Annotated in this window: 19 protein-coding genes; 12 read left to right on the top strand and 7 right to left on the bottom strand. The window is 66.6% G+C overall.

The genetic code is table 11. From position 1 onward, the window contains the following. Nucleotides 1-29: 29 nt before the first annotated feature. The 5 genes from PVW46_RS26860 to rpsF all read right to left on the bottom strand — a co-directional run bounded on the left by PVW46_RS26860 (nt 30) and on the right by rpsF (nt 3,922). Entirely contained in the window at nt 30-398 is a 369-nt protein-coding gene (locus PVW46_RS26860; protein WP_069208819.1) for a glycine zipper domain-containing protein, read from the bottom strand. Nucleotides 399-575: 177 nt separating this feature from the next. After that, a complete protein-coding gene (locus PVW46_RS26855; protein ID WP_069208820.1) occupies nt 576-2,456 on the bottom strand; it encodes a PhoX family protein in 1,881 nt (626 codons plus the stop codon). A gap of 213 nt (nt 2,457-2,669) precedes the next feature. After that, entirely contained in the window at nt 2,670-3,296 is a 627-nt protein-coding gene (gene rplI, locus PVW46_RS26850; RefSeq protein WP_043143426.1) for a 50S ribosomal protein L9, read from the bottom strand. 12 nt (nt 3,297-3,308) lie between these two features. Then, the gene (rpsR, locus tag PVW46_RS26845) at nt 3,309-3,536 is read right to left on the bottom strand and encodes a 30S ribosomal protein S18 (RefSeq protein WP_005982441.1); all 228 of its coding nucleotides are present in this window, start codon (nt 3,534-3,536) and stop codon (nt 3,309-3,311) included. A 23-nt stretch (nt 3,537-3,559) separates the two neighbouring features. Continuing rightward, entirely contained in the window at nt 3,560-3,922 is a 363-nt protein-coding gene (gene rpsF / locus PVW46_RS26840) for a 30S ribosomal protein S6 (RefSeq protein WP_043143433.1), read from the bottom strand. Nucleotides 3,923-4,153: 231 nt separating this feature from the next. Between rpsF and PVW46_RS26835 the strand changes: the two genes are divergently transcribed. The 5 genes from PVW46_RS26835 (at nt 4,154) to PVW46_RS26815 (ending at nt 7,668) form a co-directional block, all read left to right on the top strand. Further along, the gene (locus PVW46_RS26835) at nt 4,154-4,396 is read left to right on the top strand and encodes a hypothetical protein (protein ID WP_069208821.1); all 243 of its coding nucleotides are present in this window, start codon (nt 4,154-4,156) and stop codon (nt 4,394-4,396) included. Nucleotides 4,397-4,490: 94 nt separating this feature from the next. Continuing rightward, entirely contained in the window at nt 4,491-5,432 is a 942-nt protein-coding gene (gene fabD, locus PVW46_RS26830; protein ID WP_069208822.1) for an ACP S-malonyltransferase, read from the top strand. A gap of 35 nt (nt 5,433-5,467) precedes the next feature. Next, complete coding sequence (gene fabG, locus PVW46_RS26825) at nt 5,468-6,205, top strand: 3-oxoacyl-[acyl-carrier-protein] reductase (protein WP_043143436.1); 738 nt, start codon at nt 5,468-5,470, stop codon at nt 6,203-6,205. A gap of 216 nt (nt 6,206-6,421) precedes the next feature. Next, complete coding sequence (locus PVW46_RS26820) at nt 6,422-6,655, top strand: acyl carrier protein (protein WP_043143437.1); 234 nt, start codon at nt 6,422-6,424, stop codon at nt 6,653-6,655. Nucleotides 6,656-6,759: 104 nt separating this feature from the next. Next, entirely contained in the window at nt 6,760-7,668 is a 909-nt protein-coding gene (locus tag PVW46_RS26815; protein WP_069208823.1) for an AEC family transporter, read from the top strand. A 4-nt stretch (nt 7,669-7,672) separates the two neighbouring features. Here the strand turns inward: PVW46_RS26815 and mazG are convergent, their stop codons facing one another. After that, on the bottom strand, nt 7,673-8,485 hold the full coding sequence (gene mazG / locus PVW46_RS26810) for a nucleoside triphosphate pyrophosphohydrolase (protein WP_069208824.1): 813 nt from the start codon (nt 8,483-8,485) through the stop codon (nt 7,673-7,675). 65 nt (nt 8,486-8,550) lie between these two features. Here mazG and PVW46_RS26805 point away from each other — a divergent pair, with 65 nt between their 5' ends. The 7 genes from PVW46_RS26805 (at nt 8,551) to PVW46_RS26775 (ending at nt 15,701) form a co-directional block, all read left to right on the top strand. Continuing rightward, the gene (locus tag PVW46_RS26805; RefSeq protein WP_069208825.1) at nt 8,551-9,708 is read left to right on the top strand and encodes a M20 aminoacylase family protein; all 1,158 of its coding nucleotides are present in this window, start codon (nt 8,551-8,553) and stop codon (nt 9,706-9,708) included. Nucleotides 9,709-9,873: 165 nt separating this feature from the next. Then, complete coding sequence (locus PVW46_RS26800) at nt 9,874-11,037, top strand: M20 aminoacylase family protein (RefSeq protein ID WP_069208826.1); 1,164 nt, start codon at nt 9,874-9,876, stop codon at nt 11,035-11,037. Nucleotides 11,038-11,140: 103 nt separating this feature from the next. Continuing rightward, nucleotides 11,141-12,106: an agmatinase gene (gene speB / locus PVW46_RS26795; protein ID WP_069208827.1), complete on the top strand. Its 966-nt coding sequence runs from the start codon at nt 11,141-11,143 to the stop codon at nt 12,104-12,106. A gap of 93 nt (nt 12,107-12,199) precedes the next feature. Further along, a complete protein-coding gene (locus PVW46_RS26790) occupies nt 12,200-12,598 on the top strand; it encodes a DUF1499 domain-containing protein (RefSeq protein ID WP_069208828.1) in 399 nt (132 codons plus the stop codon). A 190-nt stretch (nt 12,599-12,788) separates the two neighbouring features. Further along, on the top strand, nt 12,789-13,838 hold the full coding sequence (prfA, locus tag PVW46_RS26785; RefSeq protein ID WP_069208855.1) for a peptide chain release factor 1: 1,050 nt from the start codon (nt 12,789-12,791) through the stop codon (nt 13,836-13,838). A 4-nt stretch (nt 13,839-13,842) separates the two neighbouring features. Further along, on the top strand, nt 13,843-14,691 hold the full coding sequence (gene prmC / locus PVW46_RS26780) for a peptide chain release factor N(5)-glutamine methyltransferase (protein WP_274578252.1): 849 nt from the start codon (nt 13,843-13,845) through the stop codon (nt 14,689-14,691). Between the two features lie 212 nt (nt 14,692-14,903). Further along, nucleotides 14,904-15,701 carry a DUF4167 domain-containing protein gene (locus PVW46_RS26775; RefSeq protein ID WP_069208830.1) on the top strand — a complete coding sequence of 266 codons (798 nt, stop codon included), beginning with the start codon at nt 14,904-14,906 and terminating at the stop codon, nt 15,699-15,701. Nucleotides 15,702-15,718: 17 nt separating this feature from the next. Here the strand turns inward: PVW46_RS26775 and rsmA are convergent, their stop codons facing one another. Continuing rightward, nucleotides 15,719-16,561 carry a 16S rRNA (adenine(1518)-N(6)/adenine(1519)-N(6))-dimethyltransferase RsmA gene (gene rsmA, locus PVW46_RS26770; protein WP_069208831.1) on the bottom strand — a complete coding sequence of 281 codons (843 nt, stop codon included), beginning with the start codon at nt 16,559-16,561 and terminating at the stop codon, nt 15,719-15,721. Nucleotides 16,562-16,592 lie beyond the last annotated feature (31 nt).

Below are 16,592 nucleotides of genomic sequence, written 5' to 3'. Positions count from 1 at the left end.
GGCAACTTACCGCGCCAGCCGCGGTGGCCTCAGCCGATGACCCGATGGCCCCGGCCCTGCAGGCAGCGGATCACGACATTGCGCCGCTCTGCGCTCAACTCCTCTTCGGCGGCCGCGACCCCGGCCAGCGCGCCAAAGGCGGCACCCCCGACCGCGCCGCCCAGGCGGTCGTCCTCTTCGTCCAGCGCCCCGATGAGGGCGCCAGCCGCGGCACCTGTCAGGGCGCCGTCCTTGTGTGCGCCGTTGCGGTAGGCATGGGCGGCATCCTTGCACTGCGCCAGGTCGGTGTCGAACATGGTGTTGCGCGGCCCGTCCAGCGTGTAGGCGCGGTCCATCGGGGCAGTGCAGGCGGCCAGGGCCATCAGCGGCAGAATGAGCAGGGTGCGATCAATTTTCATCTTCAATGTCCTCGTGTGGGCGCGACATGGCGCGCGCGGCTCCGAGGAGATAGCCGTAGAGTGATCGCCGGAATATTGCCGGGAACGGCATGGAGATCATGCCTTTTCGCATGTTTCGGAAACGAAAAACCGCGCGGGCCTGGCCCGCGCGGTTTCCTGTCACTCAGGGGAGGGCGTTCAGCCGATGGTCGCGCCGTCTTCGCGCCAGACGGCGATGACCGAAGAGCGCGGCTTGCCGGCGCCGTCGGGCCAGGACCCGCCCGGGTGCTGGATGCCGACAAAGGCGACCTTGCGGTCCTCGGACCAGCACAGGCCGGTCACTTCGGCGCCGTAGGGGGCGGTCAGGAAGCGGGCGATTACACCCGTGTCCGTGTTGCCGACCAGCATCTGGTTGTTGCCCATGCCGGCAAAGTCGCCCTCGTTGCTGTAGTCGCCGTCGGTCTGGATCCAGAGCAGGCCCTTGGTGTCAAAGGCCATGCCGTCGGGCGAGTTGAACATGTTGCCCGGGGTGACATTGGCGGAGCCGCCGTAGGCGTTGTCATAGACCTCGGGGTTGCCCGCCATGACATAGAGATCCCAGGCAAAGGCCTCTGCGCCGTGGTCGTCGCCTTCAGGCGTCCAGCGCACGATCTGACCGTAGTTGTTGGTCTCACGCGGGTTCGGGCCGCCGACCGGGGTTTCGTCGCCACCGGCGTTCGGCTTGATGCCGCGGTTCTTGTTGTTGGTCAGGGCGCAATAGGCCTCGGCCTTCAGCGGGTGGGCGGCGATCCATTCCGGGCGGTCCATCGTGGTGGCGCCGACCTTGGAGCCGGCGATGCGCGCGTGGACAAGGATTTCCTCGATCGGCATGCCGGTGGTTTCCGGGGTCAGGGCCAGCCATTCGCCGGTCTGGTCGTCGTTGAACTTGGCGACGTACAGCGTGCCGTCCGACAGCAGGCCATCGGTGGGCTCACCCTCGGCCCAGGTGCCGTTCGAGACGTATTTGTACATGAACTCGCCGCGCTCGTCGTCGCCCATGTAGACGACGATCCGGCCGTCGGCGGCCTGCACCATCGCGGCGTTCTCGTGCTTGAACCGGCCCAGGGCGGTGTGCTTGACCGGCGCGCTGGTCGGGTCGGCGGGGTCGATTTCCGTCACCCAGCCGTGGCGGTGGGGTTCGTTCGGCTCTTTCGACAGGTCGTAACGCGGGTCGAACTTTTCGTAGGCATAGCGGCCTTCGCCACCGATGCCGTAGCGCTTGAAACCCTCGGTCGCGTCGTATTCGCCGGTCGCACCGAAGTAGCCGTTGAAGTTTTCTTCGCAGGTCAGGTAGGTGTTCCACAGCGTGCGGCCCGAACCACAGTTGTTCATCGTGCCGAGCGGAGTCATGCCCTCGGGGTCGGCGTTGGTCTTGACCAGGTCGGATCCGGCGGCGGGACCATCCATGACCATCTGGGTGTCATGGTGAATGCGGCGGTTGAAGGGGCTGTCCTTGACCACGGCAAAACCGTCGCCGCTGTCGGCCACTTCCATCACGGTCACACCCTGCATGTGCTTGAGAAGCTGCACTTCCTCGGCGCTTTTCGGCATGCCTTCGCTGGCGGCGGGCAGGTTGATCTTGGGGTTCACGTATTCCGAGTTCACCGCGATGACCTGCTTGCCGTCGATGGAGAAAAGCTCCATCCCGTCGGTGTTCTCGCCAAAGACCTTGTCGGCCATGTCGGCGGGCACGCCGGTTTCCGGCGAATAGGCGCCATCGGCCTCGGACCACAGGGCATCGCCCCAGCGCACCAGCGGCTTCCACTGGTAGCCGGCGGGCACGTGGATGTCGAAATCGGTGGCGATGTCGATCGGCTCGAAATCGAAGGCGGCGGCCTGTGCGCGGGCCGAGGTGGCCGAGCTCAGGACCCCGGCGCCGAAGACGGCAGCGCCCGAACCGAAGGCCAGCGCACCGCCCAGGAAACCGCGGCGCGAGATGGCGCGCTCGACAACGGCATCAAAATCGGTCTGGGCAGGGCGCGGGTCGCGCATCTCGTCGAAATCGTCCCAGGACAGATCGACAATGTCAGATTTCTTCATGGCTGGCCTCATATCAGCTTGCATACTTGGCAAAGCCGCCCGCGTGTTGCGGCGGCTTCCAACAGGCGCAGATGTGATCCGGCAACGTGAAATGGGCGTTACGGTTTTATGAAGATTATATGTATCGGTGCGACAAGGCGCTGATAAAAATGAAAAAACCGCGCCGGATAGATCCGGCGCGGTTGAATTTTCGTCCTGCGAAAGGTCGCTGGATCAGTCGTCGTCGCCTTCGGCGGCCTCGTCCGAACGGGCGGGGGCTGCATCGCCCTCGTCGTCGTCGGATGCGGCGCTGCCGATGTCGTCGAACAGCTGGCTGACCTCGAATTCGGCCTGTGCCTCTTCCTCGGCGGCCAGGTCCTGGATCGACTTGCCCGATTCCTGCAGTTCGGCCTCTTCGGGCGAACGTGCGACGTTCAGGGTGATGACGACCATGACTTCGGGGTGCAGGTGCACCTCGACTTCGTGCAGGCCCAGTTCCTTGATCGGCTGGCGGATGATCACCTGCTTGCGGTCGATCGAGAAGCCGTTTTCGGTGGCCACGTTCGACGCGTCACGGGTGGTGACCGAGCCGTAGAGGTTGCCGCCGTCCGATGCCGAGCGAATCACGACGAACTTCTGTCCGTCCAGACGCTCGCCCAGGGCTTCGGCCTCTTTGCGGGTCTCGAGGTTGCGTGCCTCGAGTTGGGCTTTCTGCTCTTCGAACTGGGCGATGTTCTCTTTCGAGGCGGTCAGCGCCTTGCCCTGAAGCAGCAGGTAGTTGCGTGCGAAACCGGGCTTGACGTCGACGACGTCGCCCATCTGGCCCAGCTTGGCCACACGTTCGAGAAGGATGACTTGCATGATGCGGACTCCTTACTTCACGGCGTAGGGCAGCAGGGCGAGGAAGCGGGCGCGCTTGATGGCGCGGGCCAGTTCACGCTGCTTCTTGGCCGAGACGGCGGTGATGCGCGAGGGCACGATCTTGCCGCGTTCGCTGATGTAGCGCTGCAGCAGACGGGTGTCTTTGTAGTCGATCTTGGGTGCGTTGTCGCCCGAGAAGGGGCAGACCTTGCGGCGGCGGAAAAACGGTTTTGCAGCCATGAGTTATCTCCTCTTCTTCAGGTTCAGTCGCGGTTCCGGCGCTCACGGCGGCCGTCGCGCTCGTCACGTTTCTGCATCTGGATCGAGGGGCCTTCGTCGTGGCCGTCGACCTTGATGGTGAGAACGCGCATGACGTCGTCGTGCAGGCGCATCAGGCGTTCCATTTCCTGAACGGCCGTCGCGGGTGCGTCGGTCTTGAGGAAGGCGTAGTGGCCCTTGCGGTTCTTGTTGATCTTGTAGGCCATCGTCTTGACGCCCCAGTACTCGCTTTCGACGACCTTGCCGCCGTTGTCCGCGAGGACGGTGCTGAAATGTTCGACAAGGCCTTCGGCCTGCGCGTTGGACAGATCCTGACGCGAGATGAATACATGCTCGTAAAGCGGCATGTGCACTCCATTTCTATCATGGCGCATTTCATAGGGCAGGGGCCTGGTCCCTTCGCGCCCTGCCCACGAGAGGCTGCGCGGGTAAACGTCGTTGCGAAGAGAGCGCTCCGTATACACGGATCGGCGCGTGGCGCAAGAGGGCGCGCGGTCCCCGGAATTCCCCCTCGGTGCCGCATTCCGGGCACAATCTCACGGTTAACCTGCCATTAACCAACAACCGGAGCGATATTCATGGCCCTGACAGACTTCAACGCCTCCCATGCGCTTGGGTCCACCTTTTCCCTGCCACGCCTGCCCGAGGGCCTGCTGCGCCGGATAGGGGGCTGCGTACTGGCGCTGATGGCCTACCTGATGTGGATCGCGCCGATGGGTCTGGGTGCGCCGATCCTGGTGCCGTTCAAGCTGGGCCTGTCCTGCCTCATGTTGAGCGCGGCCCTTGGCATGTCGCTGCGCCTGCGCGGCGAGGACGGCTGATCCCCGCGGCTCAGTCCCGCCCCCTCAGGTGATTGCGCAACCCTCCGCGGGCTAGTAAGGCAGGCGGACGCAATTTCACGGTGAGGAGAGGGGCATGAGCCGCGCATTCATCTTTCCCGGGCAGGGGGCACAGACCATCGGCATGGGCCGCGACCTGGCCGAGGCCTATCCGGCGGCCCGTGCCGTCTTTGACGAGGTCGACGAGGCGCTGGGGGAAAAGCTCTCGGCGCTGATCTGGGACGGCGAGATCGAGACCCTGACCCTCACCCAGAACGCCCAGCCGGCGCTGATGGCCACCTCGATGGCGGCCATGCGCGCGCTCGAGGCCGAGGGCGTGGGCATCGACAAGGCGGCCTTTGTCGCCGGTCACTCGCTGGGGGAGTATTCCGCGCTGACCGCCGCCGGTGCGCTGACCGTCGCCGATGCGGCCCGCCTGCTACGCAAGCGCGGGCAGGCCATGCAGGCCGCCGTTCCGGTGGGCGAGGGCGCGATGGCGGCTTTGCTGGGGCTGGACCTGGATGCCGTGCGCAAGGTGGCCGAAGAGGCCGCGCAGGGAGATGTCGTCGCCGCCGCCAATGACAACGATCCCGGGCAGGTGGTGATTTCCGGCCAGAAGGCCGCCGTCGAACGCGCCGTCGAGATCGCCAAGGCGGCGGGCGCCAAGCGCGCCGTCATGCTGCCCGTCTCCGCCCCGTTCCACTGCGCGCTGATGCAACCCGCCGCCGAGGAGATGGCAGCGGCACTGGCCGAGGTCACGATCCAGGCGCCCGCCGTTCCGGTGGTTTCGAACGTCGAGGCGGCGCCGGTGAACGATCCCGACCGCATCCGTGCGCTGCTGGAGGCGCAGATCTGTGGCGCGGTCCGCTGGCGCGAATCCGTCGCCCGCATGGTCGAGGACGGGGTCGAGGAGTTCTGGGAAATCGGCGCGGGCAAGGCCTTGTCAGGCATGGTGCGCCGCATCCACCGCCCCGCGACGGTGCGCAACATCGGCACGCCGGCGGATGTGACCGCCGCCGTCGAGGCCGCGCAGGGCTGAGGCCCTGACAAAGGAATGACAGAGAGGAAGCAAGCATGTTCGATCTGACGGGAAAATCCGCGCTGATCACCGGGGCCTCAGGCGGCATCGGCGGGGCCATTGCCAAGGCGCTGCACGGCGCTGGCGCCAACGTGGGCCTGTCTGGCACCCGTGTAGAGCCGCTGGAGGCGCTGGCCGCCGAACTGGGTGAGCGCGCCTTCGTGCTGCCCTGCAAGCTGGACGATGCCGAGGCCGTCGCCGCGCTGCCGAAACAGGCCGCCGAGGCGATGGGCAGCGTCGACATCCTGGTGAACAACGCCGGGATCACCCGTGACAACCTGTTCATGCGCATGTCGGATGACGAATGGCAAAGCGTGCTGGACGTGAACCTGACGGCGACCTTCAAGCTCTGCAAAGGTGTGCTGCGCGGCATGATGAAGTCGCGCTGGGGCCGGATCGTGAACATTTCCTCCGTCGTGGGGGCCACCGGCAACCCCGGGCAGGGCAACTATGCCGCCGCCAAGGCGGGCATGGTGGGCATGTCCAAGTCGCTGGCCTACGAGGTCGCCAGCCGCGGCATCACCGTGAACGCCGTCGCCCCCGGTTTCATCGAGACCGCGATGACCGACAAGCTGACCGATGACCAGAAAAGCGCCATCCTGACCCAGATTCCCACCGGCCGCATGGGCACGCCCGAAGAGATCGCCGCCGGCGTGCTCTACCTGGCCAGCCCCGAGGCGGCTTACGTCACGGGAACCACGTTGCACGTCAACGGCGGCATGGCCATGTTGTAGGCGCCAGAGCCTGTTGCACTGCGGCGTGGGAAAGCGTTTGCCATCCCCGTCGCCTGTGCTATAGGCCGCGCAGATTTCCGGACGGTTGCGTGCCATCGTACGCAGCCGGCCCACCCGGGGTGCCGGGGGATCGAGCCGCCCGTCAGGGCAAAAAGACGCCACGCCACGGGCAGGGCAGAATGGGCAACATGCCCGACAGACTTGTGAGGAAGAGACATGAGCGACATCGCAGATCGCGTGAAGAAGATTGTGGTCGAGCACCTGAGCGTCGAAGAAGAGAAAGTGACGGAATCGGCTTCCTTCATCGACGATCTGGGCGCCGACAGCCTGGACACCGTGGAACTGGTGATGGCCTTCGAAGAAGAGTTCGGCATCGAGATCCCCGACGACGCGGCCGAAACCATCCAGACCTTCGGCGACGCGGTCAAGTTCATCTCGGACGCGCAGTAAGCCGCTCTTTTCACCTGTTCGGGTGAGGATGGAACGGCGTGCCTTCGGGGCGCGCCGTTTTTTCTGTTCCCGGTTTCCGTTCCCGTCACGACAGGGGCCGCCCCGTGCTCTTCATCACGATCTGGCCGCTCTTTGCCCTGATCTGCCTGGGCTATGTCCTGGCCCGCAAGGGGTTCCCGGACGTGGGTTTCTGGCCCGCGGCGGAACGGATCAACTATTTCCTGCTGTTCCCGGCGCTGCTGGTCTCCAGCCTTGTCGATGCGCCGCTGGGCGATCCGCAGATCCTGCGGCTGGGAGCGGCGGCGCTGGTGGTGATCCTGCTGGCAGCGGTTGGGCTTGCGCTGGCCCGGCGGCTCTTTCCGGCGCCGGCGGCCCGGTTCGGTCCCGCGTTGCAGGGGACGGTCCGGTTCAATACCTATCTCGGGCTGGCCGTCACGGCGAGCCTTGCCGGTGACGTCGGTATCGAGAGGGCGGCGGTCTACCTGGCGATCTGCGTGCCCGTGGTCAACGTGCTTTCGATCATGGCGCTGAGCGAACGCGAGGTGCTGAGCCGTCCCGGCGCCCTGGTCCGGACGATGCTGAAGAACCCGTTGATTCTGGCCTGTCTTGCCGGGATCACGCTGGCGCTGCTGGGCCTGGGTCTTCCCTATGGTCTCGGCACGTTCCTGGAGCTGCTGGCGCGGGGCAGCCTGCCGCTGGGCCTGCTCTGCGTCGGCGCCGCGCTGCAGCCCCGTGCCCTGGGGCGGGACGGGCTGGTGGTGGGCGGAAACGCCGCGCTGCGCCTTCTTGGGATGCCGATGCTGGCGGCTGGCGTGGCGCTGGTCTTTGGCCTGGACGGCGTCGAGGCGCTGGTCCTGGTGGTCTTTTCCGCCATCCCCACGGCGCCCACGGCCTATGTGCTGACGCGGCAATTGGGCGGGGACGGAACGCTGATGGCGGGTCTGGTCACGGCGCAGACGCTGGCCGCCATCGTCACGATTCCGCTGGTCCTGCTGGTGCTGGGCTACGGCTGAGCGCTCAGCCCTTCTGCGCCTTTTCCACCGCCTTTGCCGCGTCCCAGAGCGCATCCATTTCTTGCAGGTCGCTGTCCTCGGGCCGGCGCCCCTGTTCTGCCAGAGCGGCCTCGATGGCGCCGAACCGGCGGGTGAACTTGGCATTCGCGGCCCGCAAGGCCGCCTCGGGGTCGATCCCCATGTGCCGCCCGAGGTTGGTCATGACGAACAGCAGATCGCCGAATTCCTCGAAGCGATGCGCCGCGTCCTCGGCCTGCCGCAGCTCGTCCATCTCTTCGGCGACCTTGTCCATGACCTCGTCCGTGGTGGGCCAGTCGAACCCCACGCGCGCCGCCCGTTTCTGCAGTTTGACCGCGCGCAACAGCGCCGGCAGACCCAGCGCCACACCGTCCAGAACGCCGCTTTCGGCCTTGGCGGCGCGCTCGGCGGCCTTGATCGTCTCCCAGTCGCGGGTCTGCTGGTCGGCGCTCTTGTCCCGGCTCTCGTCACCAAAGACATGCGGATGCCGCGCCACCATCTTGTCCGACATGCCGTCGGCCACCTCGTCGAAGGTGAAGAGCCCGGCCTCATCGGCCATCTGCGCATGAAAGACCGACTGGAACAGCAGGTCTCCCAGCTCTCCCTTCAGCTCCTCCCAGGATTCGCGCTCGATCGCGTCCGAAACCTCGTAGGCCTCTTCGATCGTGTAGGGCGCGATTGTGGCGAAGGTCTGCTCCAGGTCCCAGGGACAGCCCGTTTCGGGATCGCGCAGCCGCCGCATGATTTCCAGCAGGCGGGGCATCCCGCCCTTCGGGTCATGGATCAGGTCGTCGCTCATTGCATCCGCTCCGGCTTTGGCCTCTATGTCCCCGACATGCGGGAACACGACAGGGGAGTCCAGTCATGGCGGTGGTAAACAGGATCGCAGGCTTTGCCGAGGAAATGACCGGGTGGCGCCGCCATCTGCACATGCACCCCGAGCTGTGCCTGCAATGCCACGAGACGGCGCGCTTTGTCGTCGCCCGACTGCGCGAAATGGGCATCACCGAGATCCACGAGGGCATTGCGACAAGCGGCGTGGTGGCGGTGATCGAAGGGCAGGGACCGGGACCCGTGACCGGCCTGCGCGCCGACATGGACGCCCTGCCCATGCAGGAAGAGACCGGCGCCCAATGGGCCAGCACCGTGCCGGGCCGGATGCATGCCTGCGGCCATGACGGTCATACGGCCATGTTGCTGGGCGCCGCGAAATACCTGTCTGAAACGCGCCGGTTCACTGGCCGCGTCGTGCTGATCTTTCAACCGGCCGAGGAAAGCGTTGGCGGCGGGCGGATCATGGTCGAGGAAGGGATCATGGACCGGTTCGGCGTCGAGGAGGTCTACGCCCTGCACACCGACCCCTTTGGTGAGCTGGGAGAATTCCGGACCTGTCCCGGGCCGATCATGGGATCGGTGGATGATTTCACCCTGCGCATTCGCGGGCAGGGCGGTCACGCGGCCTATCCCCAGACCTGCCGTGACCCGATGCCCGCCGCACTTGCCATCGGCCAGGCGCTGCAGACGGTGGTCTCGCGCAACACCGATCCGCTGGGGTCGTTGGTGGTCTCGCTCACCATGTTCCACGGCGGTACCGCCACCAACATCATCCCCGAGGAGGTCACGCTGGGCGGCACCGTCCGAAGCCTCACCCCGCAGGTGCGTGACATGGCCGAAGACCGCATTCGCCGGATCGCGATCCGCGTCGCCGAGGGCTACGATGTCGAGGCGCTGCTGGACTACCGGCGCAGCTACCCACCGACCATCAACCACGATGACCAGACGCGCTTTGCTGTGGATATCGCGCGCGAGGTCTCTTCGCGCGTCGTCGACGACCTGCCGCCGGAAATGGGGGCAGAGGATTTCTCCTACATGCTCGAGGCGCGGCCGGGCGCCTTTCTCTTCCTCGGACAGGGGATCGGCCCGTCTGCGCATCATCCGGCCTTCGACTTCAACGATGCGGTGGCCCCCATCGGCGCCAGTTTCTTTGCCCGGTTGATCGAGAAACGTCACGCCCTCGGGTAAGCGGCCCGCCATTTGGGTATTTTGACCAAGAAGAAGGGGCGCGCGCGCCAATGGTTTCTTCTTGGTCGAAATACCCCGAGGCAACCTCGGCAAGGCGCGTTTCCCTTCGGCCCCTTTTCAATACAGCGCCAAGCAGGCAGTCTGATGCCCAAAGGAGACCCGCCCATGCCCATCGTCAATTCCATCGCCGCGCTCGAACCCGAGATGACCGCCTGGCGGCGTCACCTGCATCAGCACCCGGAACTGGGACTGGACTGTTACAAGACCGCGGAATTCGTGGTGGACAAGCTCAAGGGCTTCGGCATCACCGAGATCCATACCGGTATCGCGCGCACCGGCGTTGTCGCCATCATCGAAGGGCAGGGGCCGGGGCGCACGATCGGGCTGCGCGCCGACATGGATGCCCTGCCGATGGAGGATCTCTCGGGGACGGACCATGCCTCGACGGTGCCGGGCATGGCCCATACCTGTGGCCATGACGGGCATACGACCATGTTGCTGGGCGCGGCGAAATACCTGGCCGAGACGCGCAATTTCTCGGGCAAGGTGGCGCTGATCTTCCAGCCCGCCGAGGAAAACGAGGGCGGCGGGCGCATCATGGTCGAAGAGGGCATGATGGACCGGTTCGGCATCGACGAGGTCTATGGCATCCACAACATGCCCGGAGGAGCGGTGGGGCATATGCACACCAACCGCGGCGCGCTGCTGGCGGGGGTGGACGAGTTCACGATCAAGATCACCGGGCAGGGCGGGCATGGTGCCATGCCCTTCCAGACCCGCGACCCCGTGGTCTGTGCCGCCTCGATGGTTCAGGCGTTGCAGACCATCGTCAGCCGGAACGTCGACGCGCTGGACCGGCTGGTGGTCAGCGTCACCCAGATCCACACCGGCAGCGCCATGAACATCGTGCCGGAAACCGCCCTGCTGAACGGTACCGTCCGCTATTTCGACAAGGATGTGCAGGCGGTGGTCAAGACCCGCATGGGTGAGATCGCCGAGTTCCAGGCCAGGAGCTTCGGCATGAGCGCCGAACTGGACTACGTCGAAGGCTATCCGCCGACGATCAACCACCCGGAGCAGGCGGAATTCGCGGCCGGGGTCGCGCGCGAGGTCGTCGGCGCCGAGGCCGTCGACCTGGACGCGCCGCCGATCATGCCGGGCGAGGATTTCTCCTACATGCTGGAGGCCCGGCCCGGGGCCTATCTCTTCCTGGGCCAGGGCGACACGCCGGTCTGCCACCACCCGCAGTACGATTTCAACGACCAGATAGCGCCGGTGGGGGCCAGCTTTTTCGCCCGCCTCGTGGAAAAGGCCTTGCCGCTGGGCTGACCCTGCGTGTTTCCTTGGGCGCAAAATACCTCCGGGGTGAGTGCGCGCCTGGCGCACAGAGGGGGCTGCGTCCCCTTTCCCCGCCATCAACAGGATCAATCGTATGAGCCTTGAAGACGCCAAGCGCCAGATCGACCACGCCTTTACCCGCGAGGACCTCAAGGGACCGTCCTTCGAGAACGTCTTTGCCGGTGCGCCCTCTTTCCTGCGACGCAAGTACACCAAGGACCTGGCGGGTGTGGACATCGCCGTGACGGGCCTGCCCTTCGACCAGGCGGTGACCAACCGGCCCGGTACGCGGCTGGGGCCGCGCGCGATCCGCGAAGCCTCGCTGCTGCAGCCCTGCGATGCGCCCTACGGCTGGGGCTATGACGTGTTGTCAGAGTTCGCCATCGCGGATTACGGGGATATGGCCTTCGACTATGCCATGCCCTCGGAGGTGCCGGCGAAGATCGCGCAACATGTGGGCGGCATCCTGGACGCGGGGGCGGCCTGTGTCGTGCTGGGCGGCGATCACTCGGTCACGCATGGCTGCCTGCGCGCCCATGCCGAGAAACACGGGCCGCTGAGCGTGATCCAGTTCGATGCCCATACGGACACCTGGGCCGACGACGATGCCACGCGGGTCGATCACGGGACCTTCATGTACAAGGCCGCGAAAGAGGGGATCGTGGTGCCGGAACGCTCGGTCCAGATCGGCATTCGGACGGACAATCCGGATACCCTGGGCTTCAACATCCTGGACGCGCGGCAGGTGCACCGGGACGGGCCCGAGCGGATCGCCGAGCGGGTACACGAGATCGTGGGCGCCCAGCCCTGTTACATCACCTTCGACATCGACGCCCTGGACCCGGCCTTTGCACCGGGCACCGGCACGCCGGTTTGGGGTGGGCTCAGCAGCCACCAGGCCGCGGTGATCCTGCGCCACCTGGCGGGCATCGACATAAAAGGCGGCGACGTGGTCGAGGTCTCTCCGCCCTTCGATACCACCGGGGCAACGGCGGTGGCGGCGGCGCATGTCGGCATGGAACTGCTGTGTCTCTGGGGTTGGACGCGGCGGGCACGGTGACGTGACGGGGTGTTGCGAAACCTTGGCTTTCAGAATCGGGTGGGGGCGTGGCATGCCCCCTGCCAGGGGGTAATCCGGAGATAGAGACAGCAGGTGCGCTTGGTATTCCTCATTCTTTTGCTTGTGATTCTGGGCGGGCTGGCCTGGATCCGCCTGGCACCTTCGGACCCGGCGGTCTGGCACGTCGATCCCAAGGTGACGGCCGACCAGGACCTGGCCGCCGGGGTGCGCCGGCGCATCGCTGCGGGCGACGACGGCTTTGCCCGTCTGCACGCGATCATCCTTGAAACCCCCCGGACAGAGGTCCTGGCGGGCAGTGTCGCGGAGGGGCAGGTCACCTACATCACGCGCTCCTTGTGGATGGGGTTCCCGGATTACACCACCGTGCGCCAGAACGGCGAGGTGCTCGAGCTTTGGGCGCGGGCGCGGTTCGGGCAGTCGGACCTGGGCGTGAACCGGGCGCGGGTGGATGACTGGCTGGGCCGGTTGTAGGCCCGAGTCTGCACGGTTTTCGGCGCAGGTCTGACGGCGCTTGTCCCGGCGGCGCCGGGACCACGCCCCGCCCGCCGTCCCGTCGACGGCGGGTGCCGTGTGGCATTCGCTTGCGGTGTCGCCGGTGAACAGGCCCGGCGCCTGTGCGCGGCGGCTTGACGGCCCGCGCGGGATGGGCAATGCATCCCGGATGATCCCGACAGAGCGACTCCAACAGATCAAGGAACGGCTGGAATACGTCGAGGCCCGCATGTCCGCGGGAGAGGGCGATATTGCCGCGCTGGGCCGTGAATATGCCGAACTGCGCCCCGTGGTCAGCCAGATCGCCGAATGGGAGCGGCTGGTGGCCGAGATCGCCGAGGCGGAGGCGCTGCTGGCCGATCCCGAGATGAAGGCCCTGGCCGAGGAAGAATTGCCGGACCTGCGCGCGCGCCTCCCCGAGGCCGAGCACGCGGTCCAGCTGGCGCTCTTGCCGCGCGATGCGGCCGATGCGCGGCCTGCCATGCTGGAGATCCGCCCCGGCACCGGCGGTGACGAGGCGGCGCTGTTCGCGGGTGACCTGGCGCGCATGTACCAGCGCTATGCCGAGGCCAAGGGCTGGCGCTGGGAAGTGGTCGAGGAGCAGCTCTCGGAACTGGGCGGCGTGCGCGAACTGGTGGTGCGGATCGCCGGCGAAGGCGTCTTTGCCCGGCTGAAATACGAAAGCGGCGTGCACCGGGTGCAACGCGTGCCCGAGACGGAATCGGGCGGGCGCATCCATACTTCTGCCGCCACCGTCGCCGTGTTGCCCGAGGCCGAAGAGGTGGATATCCGCATCGACCCAAATGACCTGCGCATCGACACGATGCGCTCGTCCGGGGCGGGCGGCCAGCACGTCAACACTACGGATTCGGCGGTGCGCATCACCCATATCCCCACCGGCATCGTGGTCACGAGCTCGGAGAAAAGCCAGCACCGCAACCGCGAGATCGCCATGCAGGTGCTGCGCGCGCGGCTGTTCGACCAGCAGCGCCAGCAGGCCGACGCGGAACGCTCTGCCGACCGCAAGGCGCAGGTGGGCTCTGGCGACCGGTCCGAACGCATCCGAACCTACAACTTCCCGCAGGGCCGGCTGACCGATCACCGTATCGGGCTGACGCTGTACCGGCTGGAGCAGGTCATGGCCGGCGACCTCGACGAGATCGTCGATGCCTTGACCGCCCATGCCCAGGCCGCGCAACTGGCCGAGATGGAGGGCTGAGGCCTTGGCACGCGGATCCGATCTGCTGGCACGTGCCAGGGCTCGGCTGGTCGCGGCCGAGGTGCCCGACCCGGGGCGCGACGCCCGGCGGCTGATGGCACATGTGCTCAAGGTGCCGCCCGGGCGGTTGACGCTGTTCCTGCCGGAGCCCGTCGACCCCGAGCTGGAGGTGGTCTTCCTGACCCTGGTCGAACGCCGCGCCGACCGCGTGCCGGTCAGCCACCTGGTCGGGCGCCGGGCCTTCTACGGGCGCGATTTCCTGGTCACACCCGAGGCGCTGGACCCGCGCCCCGAGACGGAAACCCTGATCGAGGTGGCCCTGACCGAACCTTTTGCCACGGTGCTGGATCTTGGCACCGGGTCCGGCTGCATCCTGCTGACGTTGCTGGCGGAACGCGAAGGCACGGTGGGCCTGGGCACGGATCTCAGCCCGCCGGCGCTGAACGTGGCCTATTGGAACCGCAACGCGCTGGGGCTGGAGGCGCGGGCGGACCTGCGCGAGGGCAGCTGGTACGAGGCGCTGACACCGGCGGACGGCGAGTTCGACCTCGTGGTGTCGAACCCGCCCTATATCGCGGTGAACGAGATGCCCTTTCTCGCCCCCGAGGTACGCGAACACGAACCGCGCCTGGCCCTCACCGACGAGGGCGACGGGCTGAGCGCCTATCGGGCCATCCTGGCGGGACTGAACGGCGTGCTGGCGCCCGGCGGGCGGCTGATCGTGGAAATCGGCGCGGCCCAGGGCATGGCGGTGTCGAAACTGTTCACGCAGGCCGGTCTGCGCGGCGTGCGGGTGATCCCGGACCTTGCGGGGCGCGACAGGGTGGTGTTGGGGACACGCAGCCCCGGATAACGACATTTTCCTGCCGAATATGACGGTTTTTCGGCATTTTGACTTGTCTCCGCGCGGGCCATATGCATATTCATGGACAGTTGATCAGTCGAATGGCCTTCGGCCAATCCCGATCAACGACAAGCCAACATGAAGGTGACCCTACCGGATTGGCGCAGGATGCGCCGTAACCTGTCACCAAGCCGTCGAAATAAGGCTGGAAACCAGACAACATGCGTTCTTCCAAATCCCGCTCGCGGAACAAGAACAACCGCAACCGCAACTCGCTGGGCAACGTCGTCAACCGTGTGTTCGACAGCAACGGCCCCGAGGGCAAGGTGCGCGGTACGCCGCAGCAGATCATAGACAAATACAATCAATTGGCCCGCGACTCCGCACTTGGCAATGACCGCGTGGCAACCGAAAACTTTCAGCAGCACGCAGAACACTATCTCCGGATGTTGGGAGAGGCGCAGCGCGAACAGGAACAGCGCCGCGAACAGCAGGAACGGGAAAACCGCGACCGCCAGGCACAGCGCGACCGCGACCGCCAGCAGCGCGACGGGGGCGAGGCCGACAAGAGCGACCGCCCCGAGAAATCCGACAGGCCCGAGCGTACGGACAAGCCTGAAAAGGTCGACAAGCCCGCCCGCAAGGAACGCGCGCCCCAGCAACAGCCTGAAACCGCCTCTATGGACTCCGACGTGGTCGATTTCGGTGCCGAGGACGACGGGCCCGGCCTGGTCGATACACCCGAGTCGCGTGCCGAGGCACAGCCCGAGGTAAAGACCCCGGCCAGGGAACCCGCCAAGGCGCCCGACCCCGAGAACGCAGCCGAACCTGTCAAGTCACCGGAAGAGGCCGCCCCCGCCGAGGAGGCGCCCGCCAAGGCCGAGGAAAAGCCCAAGAAGCCGCGCGCTCCGCGCAAACCCCGCAAAAAACCCGAGCCCAAAGCCGCGGAGGCCGATGAGGCCCCCGCCGCAAGCGCCCCGGCCGAGGGCGACAGCTCGACCCCGGACGCCGCCGAGTAAGACCGGCGCCGGGGCGCTCAGCCCGCGGCGAGACTGCGGGCCAGTGCGCAGAAGGCTTCCAGCGGAACGCGCTCGGCGCGTTCCGTCGGCGCGATCCCGGCTGCGGCCAGGTGATCCTCGATCTGCGGCGACAGGCCTTTCAGGGCCGCGCGCAGCATCTTGCGCCGCTGGTTGAAGGCCGCCGCGACCACCCGTTCCAGCACCTTCGCATCTGCCTCGAACCGCGGCGCGGGCAGGGCGGTCAGATGCACCACGGCAGAGCTGACCTTGGGCGGCGGGGTAAAGGCCCCCGGCGGAAGAGTCAGGGCGATGCGCGCGTCGCAGCGCCATTGCGCCAACAGGGCAAGGCGGCCATAGGCCTTTGAGCCCGGCTCTGCCACGATGCGTTCGGCGACTTCCTTCTGGAACATCAGCGTGAGCGATTTCCAGGCCGGTGGCCAATCGCGCGGCGTCAGCCAGCGCACCAGCAGTTCCGTGCCGACGTTGTAGGGCAGGTTGGCGCAGATCGCATAGGGCGCGACCAGATGCGCCGAGGGGTCGATCTCCAGCGCGTCGCCCTCGATCACCTCCAGGCGCCCGGGATAGGCGGCCGCGATCTCCCCCAGCGCGGGCAGGCAGCGTGCATCCTTTTCCACCGCCAGCACCTTGCGGGCGCCCTCGGCCAGCAGGCCACGGGTCAACCCGCCGGGACCGGGGCCAACCTCCAGCACGTCGGTTTCGCTCAGGTCGCCCGCCACCCGGGCGATCCGCGCCGTCAGGTTCAGGTCCAGCAGAAAGTTCTGCCCCAGCGACTTGCGCGCCGAAAGCTGGTGCTGCGCGATCACCTCGCGCAAGGGGGGAAGGTCGTCGATCCGGCTCATGTCTTCTTTGGTTTTCCAAATACCTCGGGGG

Origin of the sequence: Mameliella sp. AT18 (assembly GCF_028807275.1) — a bacterium.
Taxonomy (GTDB): domain Bacteria; phylum Pseudomonadota; class Alphaproteobacteria; order Rhodobacterales; family Rhodobacteraceae; genus Antarctobacter; species Antarctobacter albus.
The sequence above is the reverse complement of the archived record's forward strand: the minus strand, read 5'-3'. Positions and strand labels throughout refer to the sequence as shown.